Here is a 16131-nt window from a genome sequence, read left to right on the forward strand (position 1 = left end):
TGGTCGGGGGCGAACTATCCACCTTAGCGATGGCCCGGAAATGACTCCACGCATTAATCGCGTGACTGGCGGAGTGTGCGGACGGGTACCGAGTCAGGATGAAGTATGGGCGTGTCGGCTTGTCGCCGGCCATTCCGACCGTCGCCGTGTTGCTGCTCGCGGCGCTGTGGGGGTTGTCGGCGTACGCCGGTTGGGGGCTGGAGGCGTTCTGCGCGGATGACGAGAGCTCACGTTCCTGTGCCGAGCGGCTGGAGACGGTGGCCTCGTTCTCCGGGCTGTTCGCGGTGGTGGGAGCCGGGTGCGCGGCGGTCGCGTGGCTGATTCCGGCGCCCCGCGGGTTCATGCCGCTGATGGGCACGGCAATAGCGGCGTGGGTGGTGGCGGAGGCGGTATTGTTCGCGGGAGGAATGCTCGTGCGGTAACCATTCCTGCACCCTGCGTCAAAGTCGCGAAATTTGTCGAGAAACCAAGGCGAAACCGGTGACTTGCGCAGATCATGGGGTATGTCGCTGTTGGTCAGGGAGACCAAGCGAGGGGGTGGTTCGATTGTCCAGGAGCCGCGGGATTTCGTGGACCTGACGACGACGACGTGTTCGGCCAGCGCCGGCCCTGACCGCCGCCCCGCCGGCCCCGCGGCCCCGCCACGGGCCGGGGACCGCGGGCAGGGCTAGTCGCCGGCGAGCACGTCGTCCGCGTCCACGATCTGGTACGCGTACCCCTGCTCGGCGAGGAATCTCTGCCGGTGCGCCGCGAAGTCCTGGTCCACGGTGTCGCGGCTGACCACCGAGTAGAACCTGGCCCCGCCGCCGCCCGACTTCGGGCGCAGCACCCGGCCGAGCCGCTGGGCCTCCTCCTGGCGCGAGCCGAAGGTGCCCGAGACCTGGATCGCCACCGACGCCTCCGGCAGGTCGATGGAGAAGTTGGCGACCTTCGACACCACCAGGACCTGGATCTCCTTGTCGCGGAACGCCTGGAACAGCCGCTCGCGCTCGCGTACGCGGGTCTCGCCCTTGATCACCGGCGCGCCCAGGTGCTCGCCCAGCTCGTCGAGCTGGTCGATGTACTGCCCGATCACCAGCACCTGCTCGCCCACGTGCCGCCGCACCAGCGCCTCGGTCACCCGGGTCTTGGTCGGCGTGGTCGAGCAGAACCGGTAGCGCTCCTCCGACTCGGCCATCGCGTACGCCAGCCGCTCCTCGTCGGTCAGCGTGACCCGCACCTCGACGCAGTCGGCCGGCGCGATCCAGCCCTGGTTCTCCATCTCCTTCCACGGCGCGTCGTACCGCTTGGGGCCGATCAGCGAGAACACGTCGCCCTCGCGGCCGTCCTCGCGCACCAGCGTGGCGGTGAGCCCGACGCGCCGCCGGGCCTGGAGATCGGCGGTCATCCGGAAGATCGGCGCGGGCAGCAGGTGCACCTCGTCGTAGACGATCAGGCCCCAGTCGCGCGCGTCGAACAGTTCGAGGTGCCGGTAGACGCCCTGCCGCTTGGTGGTCATCACCTGGTACGTGGCGATGGTGACCGGCCGGATCTCCTTCTTGGCGCCGGTGTACTCGCCGATCTCGTCCTCGGTCAGCGTGGTGCGGCGCAGCAGTTCCTGCTTCCACTGGTGGGCGCTGACCGTGTTGGTGACCAGGATCAGCGTGGTCGCCTGGGCGTGGGCCATGGCCGCGGCGCCCACGATCGTCTTGCCCGCGCCGCAGGGCAGCACCACCACGCCGGAGCCGCCGTGCCAGAAGGCGTCGGCGGCCTCGCGCTGGTAGGGGCGCAGGGTCCAGCCGTCCTCGGCGAGGGCGATCGGGTGGTGCTCGCCGTCAACGTATCCGGCCAGGTCCTCGGCCGGCCAGCCCAGCTTGAGCAGCGCCTGCTTCAGCGTGCCGCGCTCGGAGGGGTGCACGATCACCGCGTCGTCGCCGACGCGCTCGCCGAGCATCGGCTTGATCTTCTTGGCGCGCAGCACCTCCTCCAGCACCGCCTTGTCGGTGGTGGTGAGGACGAGCCCGTGCACCGGGTGCTTCTCCAGCTTCAGCCGGCCGTAGCGGGCCATGGTCTCGGCGACGTCCACCAGCAGCGCGTGCGGCACCGGGTAGCGGCTGTAGGTGATCAGCGCGTCGATCACCTGCTCGGCGTCGTGCCCGGCCGCGCGCGCGTTCCACAGCGCGAGCGGCGTGACCCGGTAGGTGTGGACGTGTTCCGGCGCGCGCTCAAGCTCGGCGAACGGCGCGATGGCCTTGCGGCAGGCGTCGGCCGCCGCGTGCTCCGCTTCGAGCAGCAGCGTCTTGTCCGATTGGACGATCAGCGGGCCGTCGTTCAAGGGTGTACTCCTGTGTCCTGCGCTCACGCACCGCTATGGCGACTCCTGCGGTGACGCACCGCTATGGCAACAAGGTACGGCCCCGAATCAGTCCCGCGCCCGGCGGTCGCCGGCCGAGTCCTAGTCGAGGTTGCCCGTCGCGCCCAGGAAGATGATCGTGGCCACGCCCAGGATGATCAGCCCGACGTTGATGCCGATGCTGATCCAGGCCCACTTGAGCAGGTTGCCGGCCTTCTGGGGTTCGAGGTCGGCCTTGCTCAGCGCGATCCCGGACAGCACCGAGGCGGCGAGGCCGCCGGGCGTCACGTAGCAGCTCATCGCCAGCACGATGCTGATCACCAGCGCGACGATGGCGTGCGTGCGCTTGCCGTCGGCGTCGGGGTGGCGCGGCGGCTGGGCGTAGCCGTACCCGTAGCCGTAGGGCTGCTGCGGTTGCTGGTACGGCGGCGGCTGCTGGTAGTACTGCTGTTCCCCATAACCGGGGTACTGCTGCTCGCCGTAGCCGGGGTACTGCTGTTCCCCGTAGCCGGGAGTCCCGTACGCGCCGTAGCCGCCGGGCTGGGTGTTCTGCCCCTGGTAGGGGTTGTGCCCGTACGGCTGCTGCTGCTGCCCAGGCTCCGGGGCGTCGGACGGCTCACCGGCGCCGTAACGGCCCTGCTGGTCGTCCGGGTAGCGCGGGCCCTCGGGGTGGCTGGTCACGGTCTGGCCTTCCACTCAGGTTCGGTCGGGCAGTCAAGAGATACCACGATACGTACGATGCCGGGCGCCGCGATCGGGTTCGGTGATGGATTCACGGCGTTCAGGTCAGGCCGCTGACGCCGGTGATGCGGTGCAGCGCGAAGCGGTGCACGGCCGCCCGCGTCTCGTCGTACGCGGTGAGGTAGCCGCCCTCCATGCGGGCCGGCTCCAGGATGCGGCTGGTCGCGTTGCCCTGGCCGTCCACGTAGCCGATCCAGACCCGGGTGCCCTGCCGGATCGCCTCCTGCAGCAGGGCGATCGTGGCGGTGTTGGGCGAGCGCGGCACGGGCCCGCCCGGCTCCTTGACCGGGGTGAGCCTGGCGAGGTGGGCGGAGTCGCCGGCCCGCATCGCGCGCACGGCCGCGGCCACGACGTCGTCGTCCAGCGCGTTGACCACCGCCGACGCGCGGGCCGGCGGGGCCACGTCGGTGCGGCGCGCGTCGAGCTGGGAGACGATCACATCGCCGTCCAGGGACTCGGCCACCGGCGCGTAGCCCATCGCGCGCAGGCTGTCGACCAGCGTCGCCCGCGACGAGCGCGAGGCGATCACCGTGGGGGCCAGCCGGCGCAGCCGCAGCGGCGCCGCCCGCCGGTCGGCGAGCACCTGGTCCAGCACGGCCGGGTCGTCGCAGCGGATGTACGCGCTCGCCGTGCCGACCCGGACCCGGCCGTGGCGGCGGGCGACGTCGGAGACGAGGTAGCGCAGCGGCTGCGGCACCGGGGCGGCCGAGTGGCGCTCCAGCATCGCCAGCAGCTCGTCGGCGCCCTGGCCGGCGTCGAGGGCGCGGCGCACGGACTCCTCGCCGAACCGGTACACGGTCGCGCCGCCGGTGGACTCGACGTCGGCGGCCAGCATCAGCCACCGGCGCAGCTCGCCGGTCAGCGGGCCGGGGGCGACGGCGGTGAGGTCGGCCTGGAGCAGCACGTGGTCCACGGGCTCGGGCAGCAGCGGGGCGAGCAGCTTGGCGGCGGCGGGATCGCCCGCGGCCAGCGCCCGCCCGTGGGCGGACAACACGCCCAGGCCGGTCAGGCCGATCTGCTCGGCCTCGCGCAGGGTGAACTCCACGAGCTGGTCGCGGTGGTGGCCGCGCCGCCGGGGCTGCTCCCACGCCAGCCGGGCGCGTACGGACTCGGGGGTGGGGGCCAGGCCAGGGCCGGCGGCGGCCAGCACGGCCAGCGTGGTCGCGCGCACCTCGGGGGCGGCGTTGCGGCGCAGGTCGGGGTGGAGCGCGCCGCGCAGCCGGTCGCGGTCGTCGCGCTCGCCGACGAGCCCCGGCGCGCGGTCCATGGCCAGCCAGGTGGCGGCGAGCGAGGCCCAGCGGTCCTCGGTCGCGCGGACCCGCCACGCGTCGTACGCGGGCGTCGGCAGCCACTCGCCGTCGGCGCTGCCCCCGGCCGCGATCAGGCCGGCCGCGAACGCCACCTCGATCACCAGCGCCGCCGACCACTCGGGCAGCTCCAGGAGCTGCGAGGTGCGCTTGAGGTCGCGTACCGAGAGCCCGCCGGTACGCAGCACGCCCGGCGGATCGACGCTCCAGCGCTCGCACAGCTCCTCCACCGAGCCGGCGAACGTGAACGCCTGGCCCGCCGCCGTGCGGTCGGAGAGGGACTGCGGGCGCTCGGCCCCGGTGAGGGGCGGCGGGGTGGGGGACAGGTCGCGGTGCAGCCGCCCGCCGCGCAGCCGCAGCGCGACCTCGCGCGGCAGCGCAACGGTCTCCTCGCCGGTCGCGCCGAGCAGGGCGCGGGCGAGAAGCTGCTCGATCGGCGACTGCGCCGTGGCCACCCGCACCTCGCGCCGGGCCTTGGGCAGCCGCCCGGTCGGCGGCCCCCAGGCCAGCTCGTCCAGCGCCGCCCGCGCCTGCGGCGAGACCTCGGCCACCAGGCGGTCCACGGTCTCGGGCGCGGCGAGCAGCTCCGCCAGCCGGGCGCGGGGGTCGTCCCCGGACGAGCCGGACGAATCGGGGGAGCCGGGGGAGATGTCGGCGATCAGCTCGTCCAGGCGCTCGGGCGCGTAGTGGCGGAACACCTCGACGGCCGGCGGGCCGAGGCCGGCGGGGGCGTCGAGCACCTCGCGCACGCCCGGCGCGGGTTCGAGCGCGTCGTCGGGGCCGTAGGCCAGCGCCATCGTGCGCAGCCGCTCGACGGCCTCGGCAAGCAGGGACTCCAGCTCCGAGGAGCTCGGGTCGCCGTCCGGCAGCGCCCGCCGGAACAGCGCGCGCAGTTCCGACACCGGCGTGGGCGGCGGCAGCACCGCCAGCGCCTCGACGGCGGCCAGCGTGAACCGGTCGAGCCGGTCCAGCGCCCGCCCGATCGCGGACGGGCTGGAGGCCCGCGCCGCGAGGCCGGCCAGGTGGGCGGGGACCGGCGTGATCAGCTCCGGGCGTGCGGAGACCAGTGCGCGCAACTGCCCGTCGTCGCGCCCCCGCAGCCACTCGGCGAACTCCGCGCTCATGAACCCACCTTCACCCTTCTCATGGTATGCGCGGGTTCATCAGCGATGATCGCCCCCGGGTGGGCGGGAACGGGTCGCGGATCGCGCCTGGCAGGAGGAACATGGCCAAGGTGACGGAACGTGCCGATCGCCTCGTTCTCGACTACGTGAGCCGGGCGGCCGACATCGCCCACGGGGTGTTGCGCCAGGAGCAGCGGCTGGAGTTCGTCCGCGCCCTGCGCGCCCGGATCGAGGCCGAGCGGGCGGGCAGCGACGACCCCCGGGTGGTGTCGCGGATTCTGGCCCGGATCGGCGATCCGGGCGCCCTGGTGCGCGCGGAGGCCGCCCGCGTGGCCGCCGCCCCGCCCTCGTCCCCGTCTCCTCCGCCCCCGTCCCCGTCCCGTCCGGGGGAGCCGCCGCTCGCCGCGCCGGTCGTGTACCCGCAGGACGCCGACCCGGCCACCGCGGCCTTCCCCCGGGTGCGCGACGACTTCCCCCGGGTGCGCGACGACGTGGACGACGGCGTGGACGACGGCGTGGACGACGGTATGGACGACGGCGAGGACACCGCCGCCCTGCCCGGCTACCCGTCCCCCGCCGCCGGGGAGGGGGCGCGGCGTGCGGTGCCGGCCGGGGTGGCGCGGGCGATCGCCGAGGCGCGGCGCGGCCATGAGCGCCGGATGGCGCGGCGCGGCCGGGAGGGCCCCGTGACGCGCCGCGCCCGCGTACGCAGGCGCCTCCGGCTGCCCGGACGCAGGCTGCGCCGGGCGGCGATGGCCGGCGCCAACCCGATGGCCACCGACGGCAGGGACGCCCGGACGATCCTGATCTACAACGCGCGCGAGAGCGCGGGCATGCTGGTGCTGATCGCCGCCGCGCTGCTGCTGCCGCTCGACCTGCGGCCGATCGCGATCTTCCCGGTGCCGGTGCTCGTGTGGGCCGTGGGCGCGGTGATCGTGCTGCTCGGCGAGGGATGGCGGTTCGGCGACCGGCTGGTGGGGCTGGGCGCGCCGATGTTCGCGTACGTCGTGGGCGGGCTGGTCTTCGGCGGCCTGCGGGCCGGCGACGGCCGGTCGCTGCTGGACGCGTTCTTCGGCGTCAGCGGGGTGATGTTCATGCTGGGCACGGCCGGGGGCGTGTGCTGGCTGGCGTACCGGCTGTTCAACCCGCCCGAGGGGTGAGGCTCACGCCGTCGGGGTGACCGCGGGGGCGGGGAGCAGGCCGAGCGCCAGGCGCACCCACGCCGCCACGAACTGGTCGCGGTCGGCCCGGCCCGGCGACTCGCCCACGGTCTCCTGGAACAGCCGGTAGTGCACCACCGCGCCGCCGAGCACGGCCGCGATGGCGTGCCAGTCCTCGTCGGCGCCGGCGTACTCGGGCTGGGCGCCGAACCAGGTCACGATCGCGTCGTACATGGGCTGCAGCAGCCCCTCGCGAACCACCGCGACCAGCTCGGGGAACTGGCTCAGGTCGCGGAAGAACACCCGGGTCAGCTCGCTCTCCTCGCGCACCTTGGCCAGCCCGGCCTTGCACAGCCGCGCCAGCCGGTCCTCCAGCGCGAGCGAGGCGCCCACGGAGTTGACCTCGGTCAGCGTCTCGGCGATCTGGGCGCGGGTGCGGGTGGCGTGCTCGTTCACGGCGGCGGCGAGCACTTCGTACTTGGACTTGAAGTGCCGGTACAGGCCGCCCGCGCCCGGGGACAGGCCGGACGCCGCCTCGATCTCGGCCACGGACGTGGCGGCGTAGCCCCGCTCGGCGAACAGCCGCAGGGCTTCATCGACGATCCGCTCGCGCGTGGATCTGGTCATCTCGTGCCGTTACCTCCGACATGACCTTAATGGGCAGGTCTATGTGAGCGTTACCAGTAGTACGCCGTGGGCCGGTGAGGAGCGGACGTGCGGTGACGAGTGAGCCCTTTCGTCAAAGCTGCCATACGCGGGCCCGTTGCGTGTAGTGCCGCGGGCTTTGGCATGCTGCGTACGTGCATGCGGTGGGATTCGACCTCGATCTGACGCTGGCCGACACGCGGGCCGGCATCGCGGCCGTGTACGAGGCGCTGGCCGCCCGGCTCGGCGTGCCGATCGACGTCGAGACCGTGGTCTCGCGGCTCGGCCCGCCGCTGGAGCAGGAACTGGCCCACTGGCTGCCGCCCGAGGACATCCCGGCGGCGGCCGATCTGTACCGCGAGCTGTACGCCGGGATCGCGGTGCCGGCGACCACCGTCATGCCGGGCGCGCACGAGGCGATCGACGCCGTACGCGGCGCGGGCGGCGGCGTCATCGTGGTCACCGGCAAGAACACCCGCGACGCCTGGCGCACCGTCCGCGCCCTGGGCCTGAATGTGGACGAGGTCGCGGGATCGGTTTTCGGGGCCGGAAAGGGCACGGCTCTCGCGTCTTTCGGCGCGGCGGCATATGTTGGAGATCACGTCGCCGACATAGCGGCGGCGCGCGCGGGCGGGAGCGTCAGCGTGACGGTGGCCACCGGTCCCTATACGGCAGGAGAACTACGTGAGCATGGAGCCGACGTGGTGCTCGCCGACCTGACCGAGTTCGGCGGCTGGTTCCGTACGTGGAGAGCCGACGCCGCCGGGGTATGAACGAACGGGTGGCGGGCCGCCGCCGGGGTAGGAATTTGTCGGCAAAATACACGGTCGCCCCGCGCGCGCCGTGGGCATAACCTACATCCATTCACCTTCACGACAGTCTGAACGAGGTCACCCCTGTGCCGAGTGGCAAGGTCAAGTGGTACGACGCCGACAAGGGATTCGGCTTCCTCACCCGCGACGACGGCGGTGAGGTCTTCGTGCATTCCTCCGCGCTGCCCAGCGGTGTGGACTCCCTCAAGCCCGGCCAGCGTGTCGAGTTCGGCGTGGCCGAGGGCCGCAGGGGTCAGCAGGCGCTGTCGGTACGCGTCCTGGACCAGCCTCCCACGCTCGCCAAGGGCAAGCCCAAGGGCAAGCGCAAGAAGCCGGATGAGATGGTCGTCATCATCGAGGACCTGATCAAACTGCTCGACGCGATCTCGATGTCCTACCAGAAGGGCAAGCACCCCGACGCGCAGCACGCCAGGCAGATCGCGGCCGTGCTGCGCGGCGTGGCCGACGACCTCGACCCCTGACCTCAGGGGACCCCTGCCCCGGCGCCCCTTGAACCGGTGACCGATGACCCGGTGACCGATGGCCGCTGATCAACCGTGCGGGTTGGTCAGCGGCTTGGTCGATCCGGGCCGGTCGCCCGGCGGATCGTACGGCACCGCCAGCTCGGTGGTGGTCACGTCGCTCGCCGGGCGCTCGCGGCGCTTGGCCCGGCGTACCCGGTCGTCGAGGGCGCGCAGCCTGCGGCGGCGGGTCACCAGCAGCCAGACCAGCGCCGCGGCCAGCACCACCGTGATCGCCCACATGGCCGTGGTGCCCGAGGGCAGCAGCGACATCAGCAGCCCGAGCAGGCCGCCGAACACCCAGGCGAGCTGGAGCAGCGCCTCGACCACGCCGAACGTCGAGGAGCGCACCTCCTCGCCGATCTCGCGCTGCACGATCGCGTCGAGGGCCAGCTTGCCCAGCTCCTGGGCGAACCCGGCGATCAGCGCCACCGCCAGCGCCGCCCACAGGCCGAACAGGATCGCGGTCGCCACCCCGGTCGCGGTCGCGACCGCCAGCGTGACCAGCACCACGATCTGCGGCGAGTGGGTGCGCACCCAGTTGGCCGCCACCGCCCCGAGCAGGCCGCCCGCGCCGGCCGCGCCCGCCAGGGCGCCGATCGTCAGCGTGGGCTCCAGACCGGGCAGGTGCTCGTCCTTGACCAGGAAGAGCAGGAAGAACAGCAGGTAGCCGGAGAACACGCGGATCGCCGCGTTGGCCCGCATCGCCTCGGCCACGGCCGGGCCCACGTTGAGCAGGGTGCGCCACCGCCGCGCCCGGGGCTCGCGCTCGTGCTCCTCCTCTTCCTCCACCTCGTCCAGATCGGGGGAGTCCACGTGCCGCGGCAGCCGCATGGCCTGCACCCCGGCCAGGAAGAACAGCGCCATCGTGCCGCGCAGCACCCACTCCGGCCCCAGCCACGCGGCCAGCCCCGCCGCGATCGGGGCCGTCACCCCCGCGGCGGTCAGGGTGAACAGCGCCACCCGGGCGTTCGCGGTCACCAGGGTGATGTCGGCGGGCAGCACGCTCGGCATGATCGCCGCCCGCGACACGTTGTACGCCTTCGACAGCACCAGCACCGCCAGCGCGGCCGGGAACAGCGTGACGGCGTCGCCCGAGACCACCGCCGCGGCCATGGCCCAGCACAGCAGGCCGCGGGCGAATAAGGTACCGGCCATGATGAACCGGCGCCCCGACCGGAACCGGTCGAGCACCGGCCCCACGAACGGCGCCACGACCGCGAACGGCGCCATCGTGATCAGCAGGTAGAGCACGACCTGGCCGCGCGCCTGGTCCACCGGCAGGCCGAAGAACAGCGTGCCCGCCAGCGCGACCGTGACCAGCGCGTCACCCGCCGCGTGGGCCGCGCTCAGCTCGATCAGCCCGCCCAGCCCGGTGCGGCCCGCCCCCTGGGCGTGGGTCAGCCGCCTGGCCGCCCGCCCCAGCGACCGGGTGCCCCCGACCGCGGCCCGCCCCGCCGTACGCGTGCCACTGGCGGTGGCCCTGCCCGCGCGCACCGTAGCCCGCCCCGCGGCCGCGGCCGACCGCCCGAGCCGCCGCGAGACGTCGCCGGCCGTACGCCACGCGCGTTCCCAGCCACCTGCCACGCATCCAGTCTTACCCGACGCACCCGAAACGCGCCGTAACCGCCCCCACACCCACCCCCGAAAGTCGCCACGACCCCCACACAGGCCCGGGCTCCCGCCACCCCCTCCCGGGAGTGTCCGGGCAATGGGTGGATCTTCCGCAAGGCGGGATGGGGGCGGGTGACGGAAACTGCGCGAACGCGACGCCCTCCCACCGCCCCCTCCCGAACACGGACACACCCTCCCCGTGGGTCGCCACCCCGCAAGGTCCACTGTTACGTGCGGTGGGGTGTGTCACCGTTCGGGAGGAGGCGGCCGGAGGGCGTCGCGTTTCCGCAAGTCCCGGCATCCACCCCCATCCCGCCGTGCGGAAGATCCACCGTTGCCCGGACACTCCCGCGCGGTGCGGTGTTGCGCGCGGTGGGGTGTTACGCGGTGAGTATTTCGCGTGGTGGGGTGTTGCGGGCGGTGGGGTGTTTCGCGAGGTGGGGTGTTGCGTGCGGTGGGGTGTTTCGTGCGCTTGGGTGTCCCGTGGGGTGGGGTGCCTCGCGCGGCCCGCCCGCCCTCGCCGGCGGTGTGGCCCGCCACCCCCGTGGCCCGCTGCCCACGCCCGGGGTGGGGCCTGCGGTCCCGCTAGGTCTGCTGCCCGGCGATGCGCGCGCCCCGCGCGGACCGAGGTCCGCCCCCCTCCCCGAGGCTCGCCAGGCCGCGAGGTCCGCCGCCCCGCGAGGCGCGTTGGCCGCGCTCGGGGCGGGGCCTGCTGCCTGTGTGGCGGGCTGCCCCGCGCGAGGCGCGCGGCTCCGGGTGGCCCGCCGCCCCCCGCTCGCGGTGGGGCCCAAGGCGGGGCCGTCGTCGCCCGGTGTGCCGTCCCCTTTGTGAGGGCGGGTGGCGGGCCCGCCGTTCGTACCTGCGGAATGAGGTGGAGTGGGGCGGACCCGGGTGCTGACAGGTCCGAGGATGGGTGAGAATGAAGTGTGAACTTGCGAGCGGACTGCCGAGCGGACTGCGCCGACCTCCGGCGAGCGGGGGTGGCCTCGTGATTCGCACCCGGACCCGGAGCGCGCCCGCCGATGCGGCCTGCGCCGCCGCGGTCGACCTGGCACGCGCCGCCGCCGAGCAGATCGCCAGGCCGGGCGAGGTGGGCGAGCACCTCGGATTCGAGCCTGAGGGCGACCGCGTCGGCACCCATTACTTCGCCTGCCTCGACCGGGCCTACCGGGGCTGGCGCTGGGCCGTCACGGTCACGCGCGCCTCGCGGGCCAAGATCGTAACGGTGAGCGAGACCTGCCTGGTTCACGGCCCCGGCTCGCTGCTCGCGCCCCAGTGGGTGCCGTGGAGCGAGCGACTGCGCCCCGGCGACCTCGGCGTGGGCGACCTGCTGCCCGCGCCGGCCGACGACGACCGGCTCGCCCCCGGCTACACCGAGACCAGCGACGACGTAGACCGTCAGATGATCTTCGAGTACGGCCTCGGCCGGGCCAGGGTGCTGTCGGCGATCGGCCGCGACCGTGCCGTGCGGCGCTGGCACTCCGGCGAGTCCGGCCCCCACACGCCGATCGCGCACGCGGCCCCCGCCCAGTGCTCCACCTGCGGCTTCTACTGGCCGCTCGCCGGTGCGCTGCGGCTGGGCTTCGGCGTGTGCGCCAACGAGTACGCCCCCGACGACGGCCGGGTGGTCGCGGCCGACCACGGCTGCGGCGCCCACTCCGAGGCCGCCGTCGTCACGCACAGCGTGGAGCAGGCCCCGCCCATCCTCGACGACCTCGGGTTCGACCTGATGGAGGAGCCGGTGGGCGAAGCCGAGGGCGGCGTCGCCGAGGGCGAGCCCGACCTGAGCGGCTCGGTGGACGAGGAGTCGTCGGAGCCCCTCGGCCACTCGTGAGGGCGGCGCCCCGGCCGTCCGTACCACACCGCCCCGCGCATGCCGCCGGCGCGGTCCCCGTCCGTGCACGCATGACGTGACACCACCCCCCGGATCACGTCGTCACGAATGTGAGCTGGCATTCCCTATGACCGATATCTTCGCCACAGACCGGGTACGCGCCGCCGTACTCGCCGCCTGGGTCGCCTCTCCCGCGCGCTTCCGCGAGGACGCCAACGCCGAGGAGGACTTCGCCCTCGGCGGCTACCGCGACCGGCTGATCGTCGAGCTGGCCCAGAACGCCGCCGACGCCGCCCTGCGCGCCGGCGTCCCCGGACGGCTGCGGCTGTCCCTGCGCGACGGGGTGCTCACCGCGGCCAACACCGGCGCCCCGCTCGACGCCGCGGGCATCGAGGGCCTGTCCACGCTGCGCGTCTCCGCCAAGCGCGACGACGTGGGCGCCGCCGGGCGCTTCGGCGTCGGGTTCGCCGCCGTGGTCTCGGTCACCGACGCCCCCGAGATCGGCTCGTGGGCCAGCGGCGCGGTGCGCTGGTCCCGGGAGGAGACCGCGGCGCTGGTGGCCGCCGAGCCCGCGCTCGCCGGGGTGCTCGCCGAGCGCTCCGGGCACGTGCCCCTGCTGCGCCTGCCCTTCCCCGCCGAGGCCGTGGACGTCCCCGAGGGCTTCGACACCGTCGTACGCCTGCCGCTGCGCGACAAGGCCGCCGAGGAGGCCGTACGCCGGATGCTGGCCGAGACCAGCCCGGCGCTGCTGCTCGGCATGCCCGCCCTGGCCGCGATCGAGATCGACGTGGAGGGCGAGGAGCGCACCGTCGTCGCCGAGGGCTGGCATGTCGTGGCGGCGTCGGGCGAGTTCACCCCCGCCCAGGTCGCCGAGCTGTTCGCCGACCGGCCCACCGAGGAGCGCGCGCGGCCGTACTGGATGGTGCGCTGGGCGGTGCCCGAGTCGGGGCCGCTGCCCGCGACCGTGCCGCCGGTGGTGCACGCGCCCACGCCCAGCGACGAACCCCTCGACCTGCGCGCGTTGCTGATCGCCAGCTTCCCCATGGCCACCGACCGCAGGCACGTCGCCCCCGGCCCGCTGACCGACTTCCTGGTGGAGCGGGCGGCGGAGACGTACCTCGACCTGCTGGCCTCCCTGCCGCGCACCCCGCGCCTGCTCGACCTGGTCCCGGGCCCGATGGGCAAGAGCGAGCTGGACGCCGCGATCCGGCGTGCCATCCTGCGCCGCCTGCCCGACGCGCCCCTGCTCCCGGCCCTGTCGGCCCCCGCCGACCCCGCCGAGGACCGGGCGGCGGGCGACGGCTGGGTGGTCGCGGGCCGCGAGGCGTCCGTGGTGGCCGGGCCCGCCGCGTTCCTGGACACGATCGCCGAGATGGTGCCGGGCCTGCTCCCGGCCGACTGGCCGCCGCGCCACCCGGCGCTGGGCGCGCTCGGCGTACGCCGGGTGGAGCTCGCCGACGTGATCGACATGCTGTCCGGCGACGCCGTCGAGAACAAGGACCCCGCCTGGTGGCGCTCCCTGTACGACGTGCTGCCCGCCGACGACCCCGAGGCGATCGGCGCGCTCCCGGTGCCGCTGGCCGACGGCCGCCTCGTACGCGGGCCGCGCGGCACCCTCGTCCTGTCCGAGGGCAACGCGCTCGACACCGCCGCGCTCGCCCCGCTCGGCCTGCGCATCGTCCACCCCGACGCGGCCCACCCGCTGCTGCTGCGCCTCGGCGCGGCCGAGGCGACCCCGCGTACGGTGCTCGACGACCCGCTCACCCGGGCGGCGGTCTCGGCCTCACTCGACTCCGACGACCCCGAGCCGGTGGCCCGCGCCGTGCTGTCCCTGGTCGCGGCGGCCGGCCTGGTCGCCGGCGAGGCCCCCTGGCTGTCCGACCTGGCGCTGCGCGGCGCCGACGGCGAACTGTACCCGGCGGGCGAGCTCCTGCTCGGCGGCGGCGCCCTGGCGGGCGTGGTGGACGCCGAGGACAACCCGTTCGGCACCGCCGCCCCCGACCTGGTCGAGGCGTACGGGTCGCGGGTGCTGGCGGCGGCGGGCGTACTCGACGGGTTCGCCGTGGCCAACGACGCCGACGTGCTCCTCGATCCCGACGAGTGCGACCACGACCTGGACCGCGAGGACGAATGGCTGGAGGCCGTCCTGGACCTCCTCCCCGACCTCGACGTCCCCCCGGTCGCGCCCGAGTTCAGCGCCATCCGCGACCTGGAGTACGTCGCCGACTGGCCGGCCGCGCTCGCCATGCTCACCCGCCCCCCGCTCCGCGCCGCCCTCCAGCCCCTGCGCGTGGTCGCCGGCGGCGAGGTGGTGGAGGTCCCGTCGTACACCGCGTGGTGGCTCAGCACCCACCCGGTCCTGGGCGGCAAGGTCCCGACCTCCCTGCGGGTCCCCGGCGGCGACCCGCTGCTGTTCGGCCTGTACGACGACGCGCCCGCGGGCCTGGACGAGGCCGCCCTCGCCATGATCGGCGTACGCACGACGCTGCCGGACCTGCTGGCGAGCCACGGCGGCCCCGAGGAACTGCTCGACCTGATGGCCGACCCGTCGATCGAACTGGACCGCCCCCAACTCCGCGCCCTGTGGATCGCCCTCGCGGCCGTGGACCCCTCCCGCGCCGCGCCGCCCAAGGCCGTACGCGCGATCCTCGACGGCGAGATCGTGGTCGCCGACGCCGACCGGGCCGTGGTCGTCGAGGCACCCGACCTCCTCCCCCTGGTCGCCGGCCACCCCCTGATCCTGGCCCCCTTCGACCTGGCCGAGGCCCTGTCCGAACTCCTGGACCTCCCTCTGGCCGCCGAGACGACGGCCGGCGAGGTGACCTCGACGGGACAGGAGAAGCAGGTCCCGGCCGAGGTCCGCCGCCTCCTCCCCACGGCCCCGGCGACGTACGTGGAACACGAGAGGCTCACCGTGGACGGCGTGGAGGTGCCCTGGCGCTTCTACGACGGCGTGGTGCACGCCAGCGGCGTGGAGGGCCTGGCCCGCGGCCTGGCCTGGGCCTCGGGCCAGTGGAGCGACAGGCTCGCCGTCAGCGCCCTGCTCCGCGACCCGGCGGCCGTCCCCCTCCTCCTGGCCGAGAACGACCTGGACAGCCTGCCGGGCTGAACCGCCGGGTTCACCTCGGGGGGTCCGCGCGGAGGCGCGCGGCGTCCTGGCCCGGTGGCGCGCCGAACAGGCGGCGGTATTCACGGGTGAACTGCGACGGGCTGTCGTAGCCGACGAGATGGGCGACGCCGGCGATGTCTCCCGCGCGGGCGACCAGCAGCGAGCGGGCCTCCTGGAGGCGGATGCGTTTCTGGTACTGCAGGGGGCTCATGGCCGTGACGGCGCGGAAGTGGCGGTGGAAGGCGGAGACGCTCATTCCGGTCAGGCGGGCGAGGTCCTCGATCCGCATGGGCTCGGCGTAGTTGTCGCGGATCCAGTGAATCGCCCGGTGGACGTGGGACAGGCTGCTGCCCGCCAGGCCGACCTGGCGGATCATGTCGCCGTGCGGGCCGGTGAGCATCCGCCAGAGGATCTCCCGTTCGATCAGCGGAGCGAGCACGGGAGCGTCCGCGGGATGGTCGAGCAGCCGCAGCAGCCGGGTCACGGCGTCGAGCAGGTCGGGACCGGCCTCGCCGGTCGCGATGGCGGGCTGGACTGTCGTGCCGCGGGACCGCTGCCGGGCCGGGACCTGCGGCAGCAGCGGGGCGATGGCGTCCGGCCGCAGCGCGAGGGCCATGCCCAGCGCCGGGGTCTGCGGGCTCGCGTCGATGAAGTGGCCGGTGACGGGCAGGTTGGCGGTCACCACGAGGAACTGCCCCGCCCGGTACTCGAACACCTGGTCGCCGAGCAGAAGGCGTTTGCCGCCCTGGGCCAGAACGACCAGCAGCGGCTCCGTCAGCGAGTAGTCGGGCTCCTCGGTCTCCACTTTGGAGATCGACAGACCGGGGATCGGCGTCCGCAGGTCCGGCCGGGCATGGGTGGCGATGAGGCCGCGGATCTCGTTCAGGACGTCGAAGCTACGCACACCCAACGAAAGCATTCGCGGTGCCGCC

At 74.2% G+C, this 16131-nt stretch carries 12 protein-coding genes; 6 read left to right on the forward strand and 6 right to left on the reverse strand.

Annotated features, from left to right (window positions below; translation table 11 throughout):
• Positions 1-98 precede the first annotated feature (98 nt).
• On the forward strand, positions 99-422 hold the full coding sequence (locus HNP84_RS45420) for a hypothetical protein (protein WP_185056335.1): 324 nt from the start codon (positions 99-101) through the stop codon (positions 420-422).
• Positions 423-667: 245 nt separating this feature from the next.
• On the opposite strand, the gene HNP84_RS45425 is transcribed toward HNP84_RS45420, so the two are convergent.
• The 3 genes from HNP84_RS45425 to HNP84_RS45435 form a co-directional block, all read right to left on the reverse strand.
• Positions 668-2314, reverse strand: coding sequence for a DNA repair helicase XPB (locus HNP84_RS45425; protein ID WP_185056336.1), 1647 nt, complete (start codon positions 2312-2314; stop codon positions 668-670).
• 120 nt (positions 2315-2434) lie between these two features.
• A complete protein-coding gene (locus tag HNP84_RS45430) occupies positions 2435-3028 on the reverse strand; it encodes a hypothetical protein (RefSeq protein ID WP_185056337.1) in 594 nt (197 codons plus the stop codon).
• Between the two features lie 85 nt (positions 3029-3113).
• Positions 3114-5504 carry a helicase C-terminal domain-containing protein gene (locus tag HNP84_RS45435; protein WP_185056338.1) on the reverse strand — a complete coding sequence of 797 codons (2391 nt, stop codon included), beginning with the start codon at positions 5502-5504 and terminating at the stop codon, positions 3114-3116.
• A 101-nt stretch (positions 5505-5605) separates the two neighbouring features.
• Between HNP84_RS45435 and HNP84_RS45440 the strand changes: the two genes are divergently transcribed.
• Complete coding sequence (locus tag HNP84_RS45440) at positions 5606-6664, forward strand: hypothetical protein (protein ID WP_185056339.1); 1059 nt, start codon at positions 5606-5608, stop codon at positions 6662-6664.
• A gap of 3 nt (positions 6665-6667) precedes the next feature.
• On the opposite strand, the gene HNP84_RS45445 is transcribed toward HNP84_RS45440, so the two are convergent.
• Positions 6668-7291, reverse strand: coding sequence for a TetR/AcrR family transcriptional regulator (locus HNP84_RS45445; protein WP_185056340.1), 624 nt, complete (start codon positions 7289-7291; stop codon positions 6668-6670).
• Positions 7292-7464: 173 nt separating this feature from the next.
• On the opposite strand from HNP84_RS45445, the gene HNP84_RS45450 reads away from it, so the two are divergent.
• Together HNP84_RS45450 and HNP84_RS55645 are read left to right on the forward strand one after the other, a co-directional pair.
• Positions 7465-8082 carry an HAD family hydrolase gene (locus tag HNP84_RS45450; RefSeq protein ID WP_185056341.1) on the forward strand — a complete coding sequence of 206 codons (618 nt, stop codon included), beginning with the start codon at positions 7465-7467 and terminating at the stop codon, positions 8080-8082.
• Positions 8083-8207: 125 nt separating this feature from the next.
• Entirely contained in the window at positions 8208-8603 is a 396-nt protein-coding gene (locus HNP84_RS55645) for a cold-shock protein (protein WP_185056342.1), read from the forward strand.
• A 69-nt stretch (positions 8604-8672) separates the two neighbouring features.
• Here HNP84_RS55645 and HNP84_RS45460 read toward each other — a convergent pair whose 3' ends face one another.
• On the reverse strand, positions 8673-10229 hold the full coding sequence (locus HNP84_RS45460) for an MFS transporter (protein ID WP_312927163.1): 1557 nt from the start codon (positions 10227-10229) through the stop codon (positions 8673-8675).
• 1015 nt (positions 10230-11244) lie between these two features.
• Between HNP84_RS45460 and HNP84_RS45465 the strand changes: the two genes are divergently transcribed.
• Together HNP84_RS45465 and HNP84_RS45470 are read left to right on the forward strand one after the other, a co-directional pair.
• Positions 11245-12090 (forward strand): DUF3027 domain-containing protein, encoded by an 846-nt coding sequence (locus HNP84_RS45465; protein WP_312927165.1) that lies wholly within the window; start codon positions 11245-11247, stop codon positions 12088-12090.
• A gap of 127 nt (positions 12091-12217) precedes the next feature.
• The gene (locus tag HNP84_RS45470; RefSeq protein ID WP_185056344.1) at positions 12218-15199 is read left to right on the forward strand and encodes a sacsin N-terminal ATP-binding-like domain-containing protein; all 2982 of its coding nucleotides are present in this window, start codon (positions 12218-12220) and stop codon (positions 15197-15199) included.
• 10 nt (positions 15200-15209) lie between these two features.
• On the opposite strand, the gene HNP84_RS45475 is transcribed toward HNP84_RS45470, so the two are convergent.
• A complete protein-coding gene (locus HNP84_RS45475) occupies positions 15210-16103 on the reverse strand; it encodes an AraC family transcriptional regulator (RefSeq protein WP_312927199.1) in 894 nt (297 codons plus the stop codon).
• Between the last annotated feature and the right edge of the window lie 28 nt (positions 16104-16131).

This window comes from Thermocatellispora tengchongensis (genome assembly GCF_014202315.1).
In the GTDB taxonomy this organism is placed as follows: Bacteria; Actinomycetota; Actinomycetes; order Streptosporangiales; family Streptosporangiaceae; genus Thermocatellispora; species Thermocatellispora tengchongensis.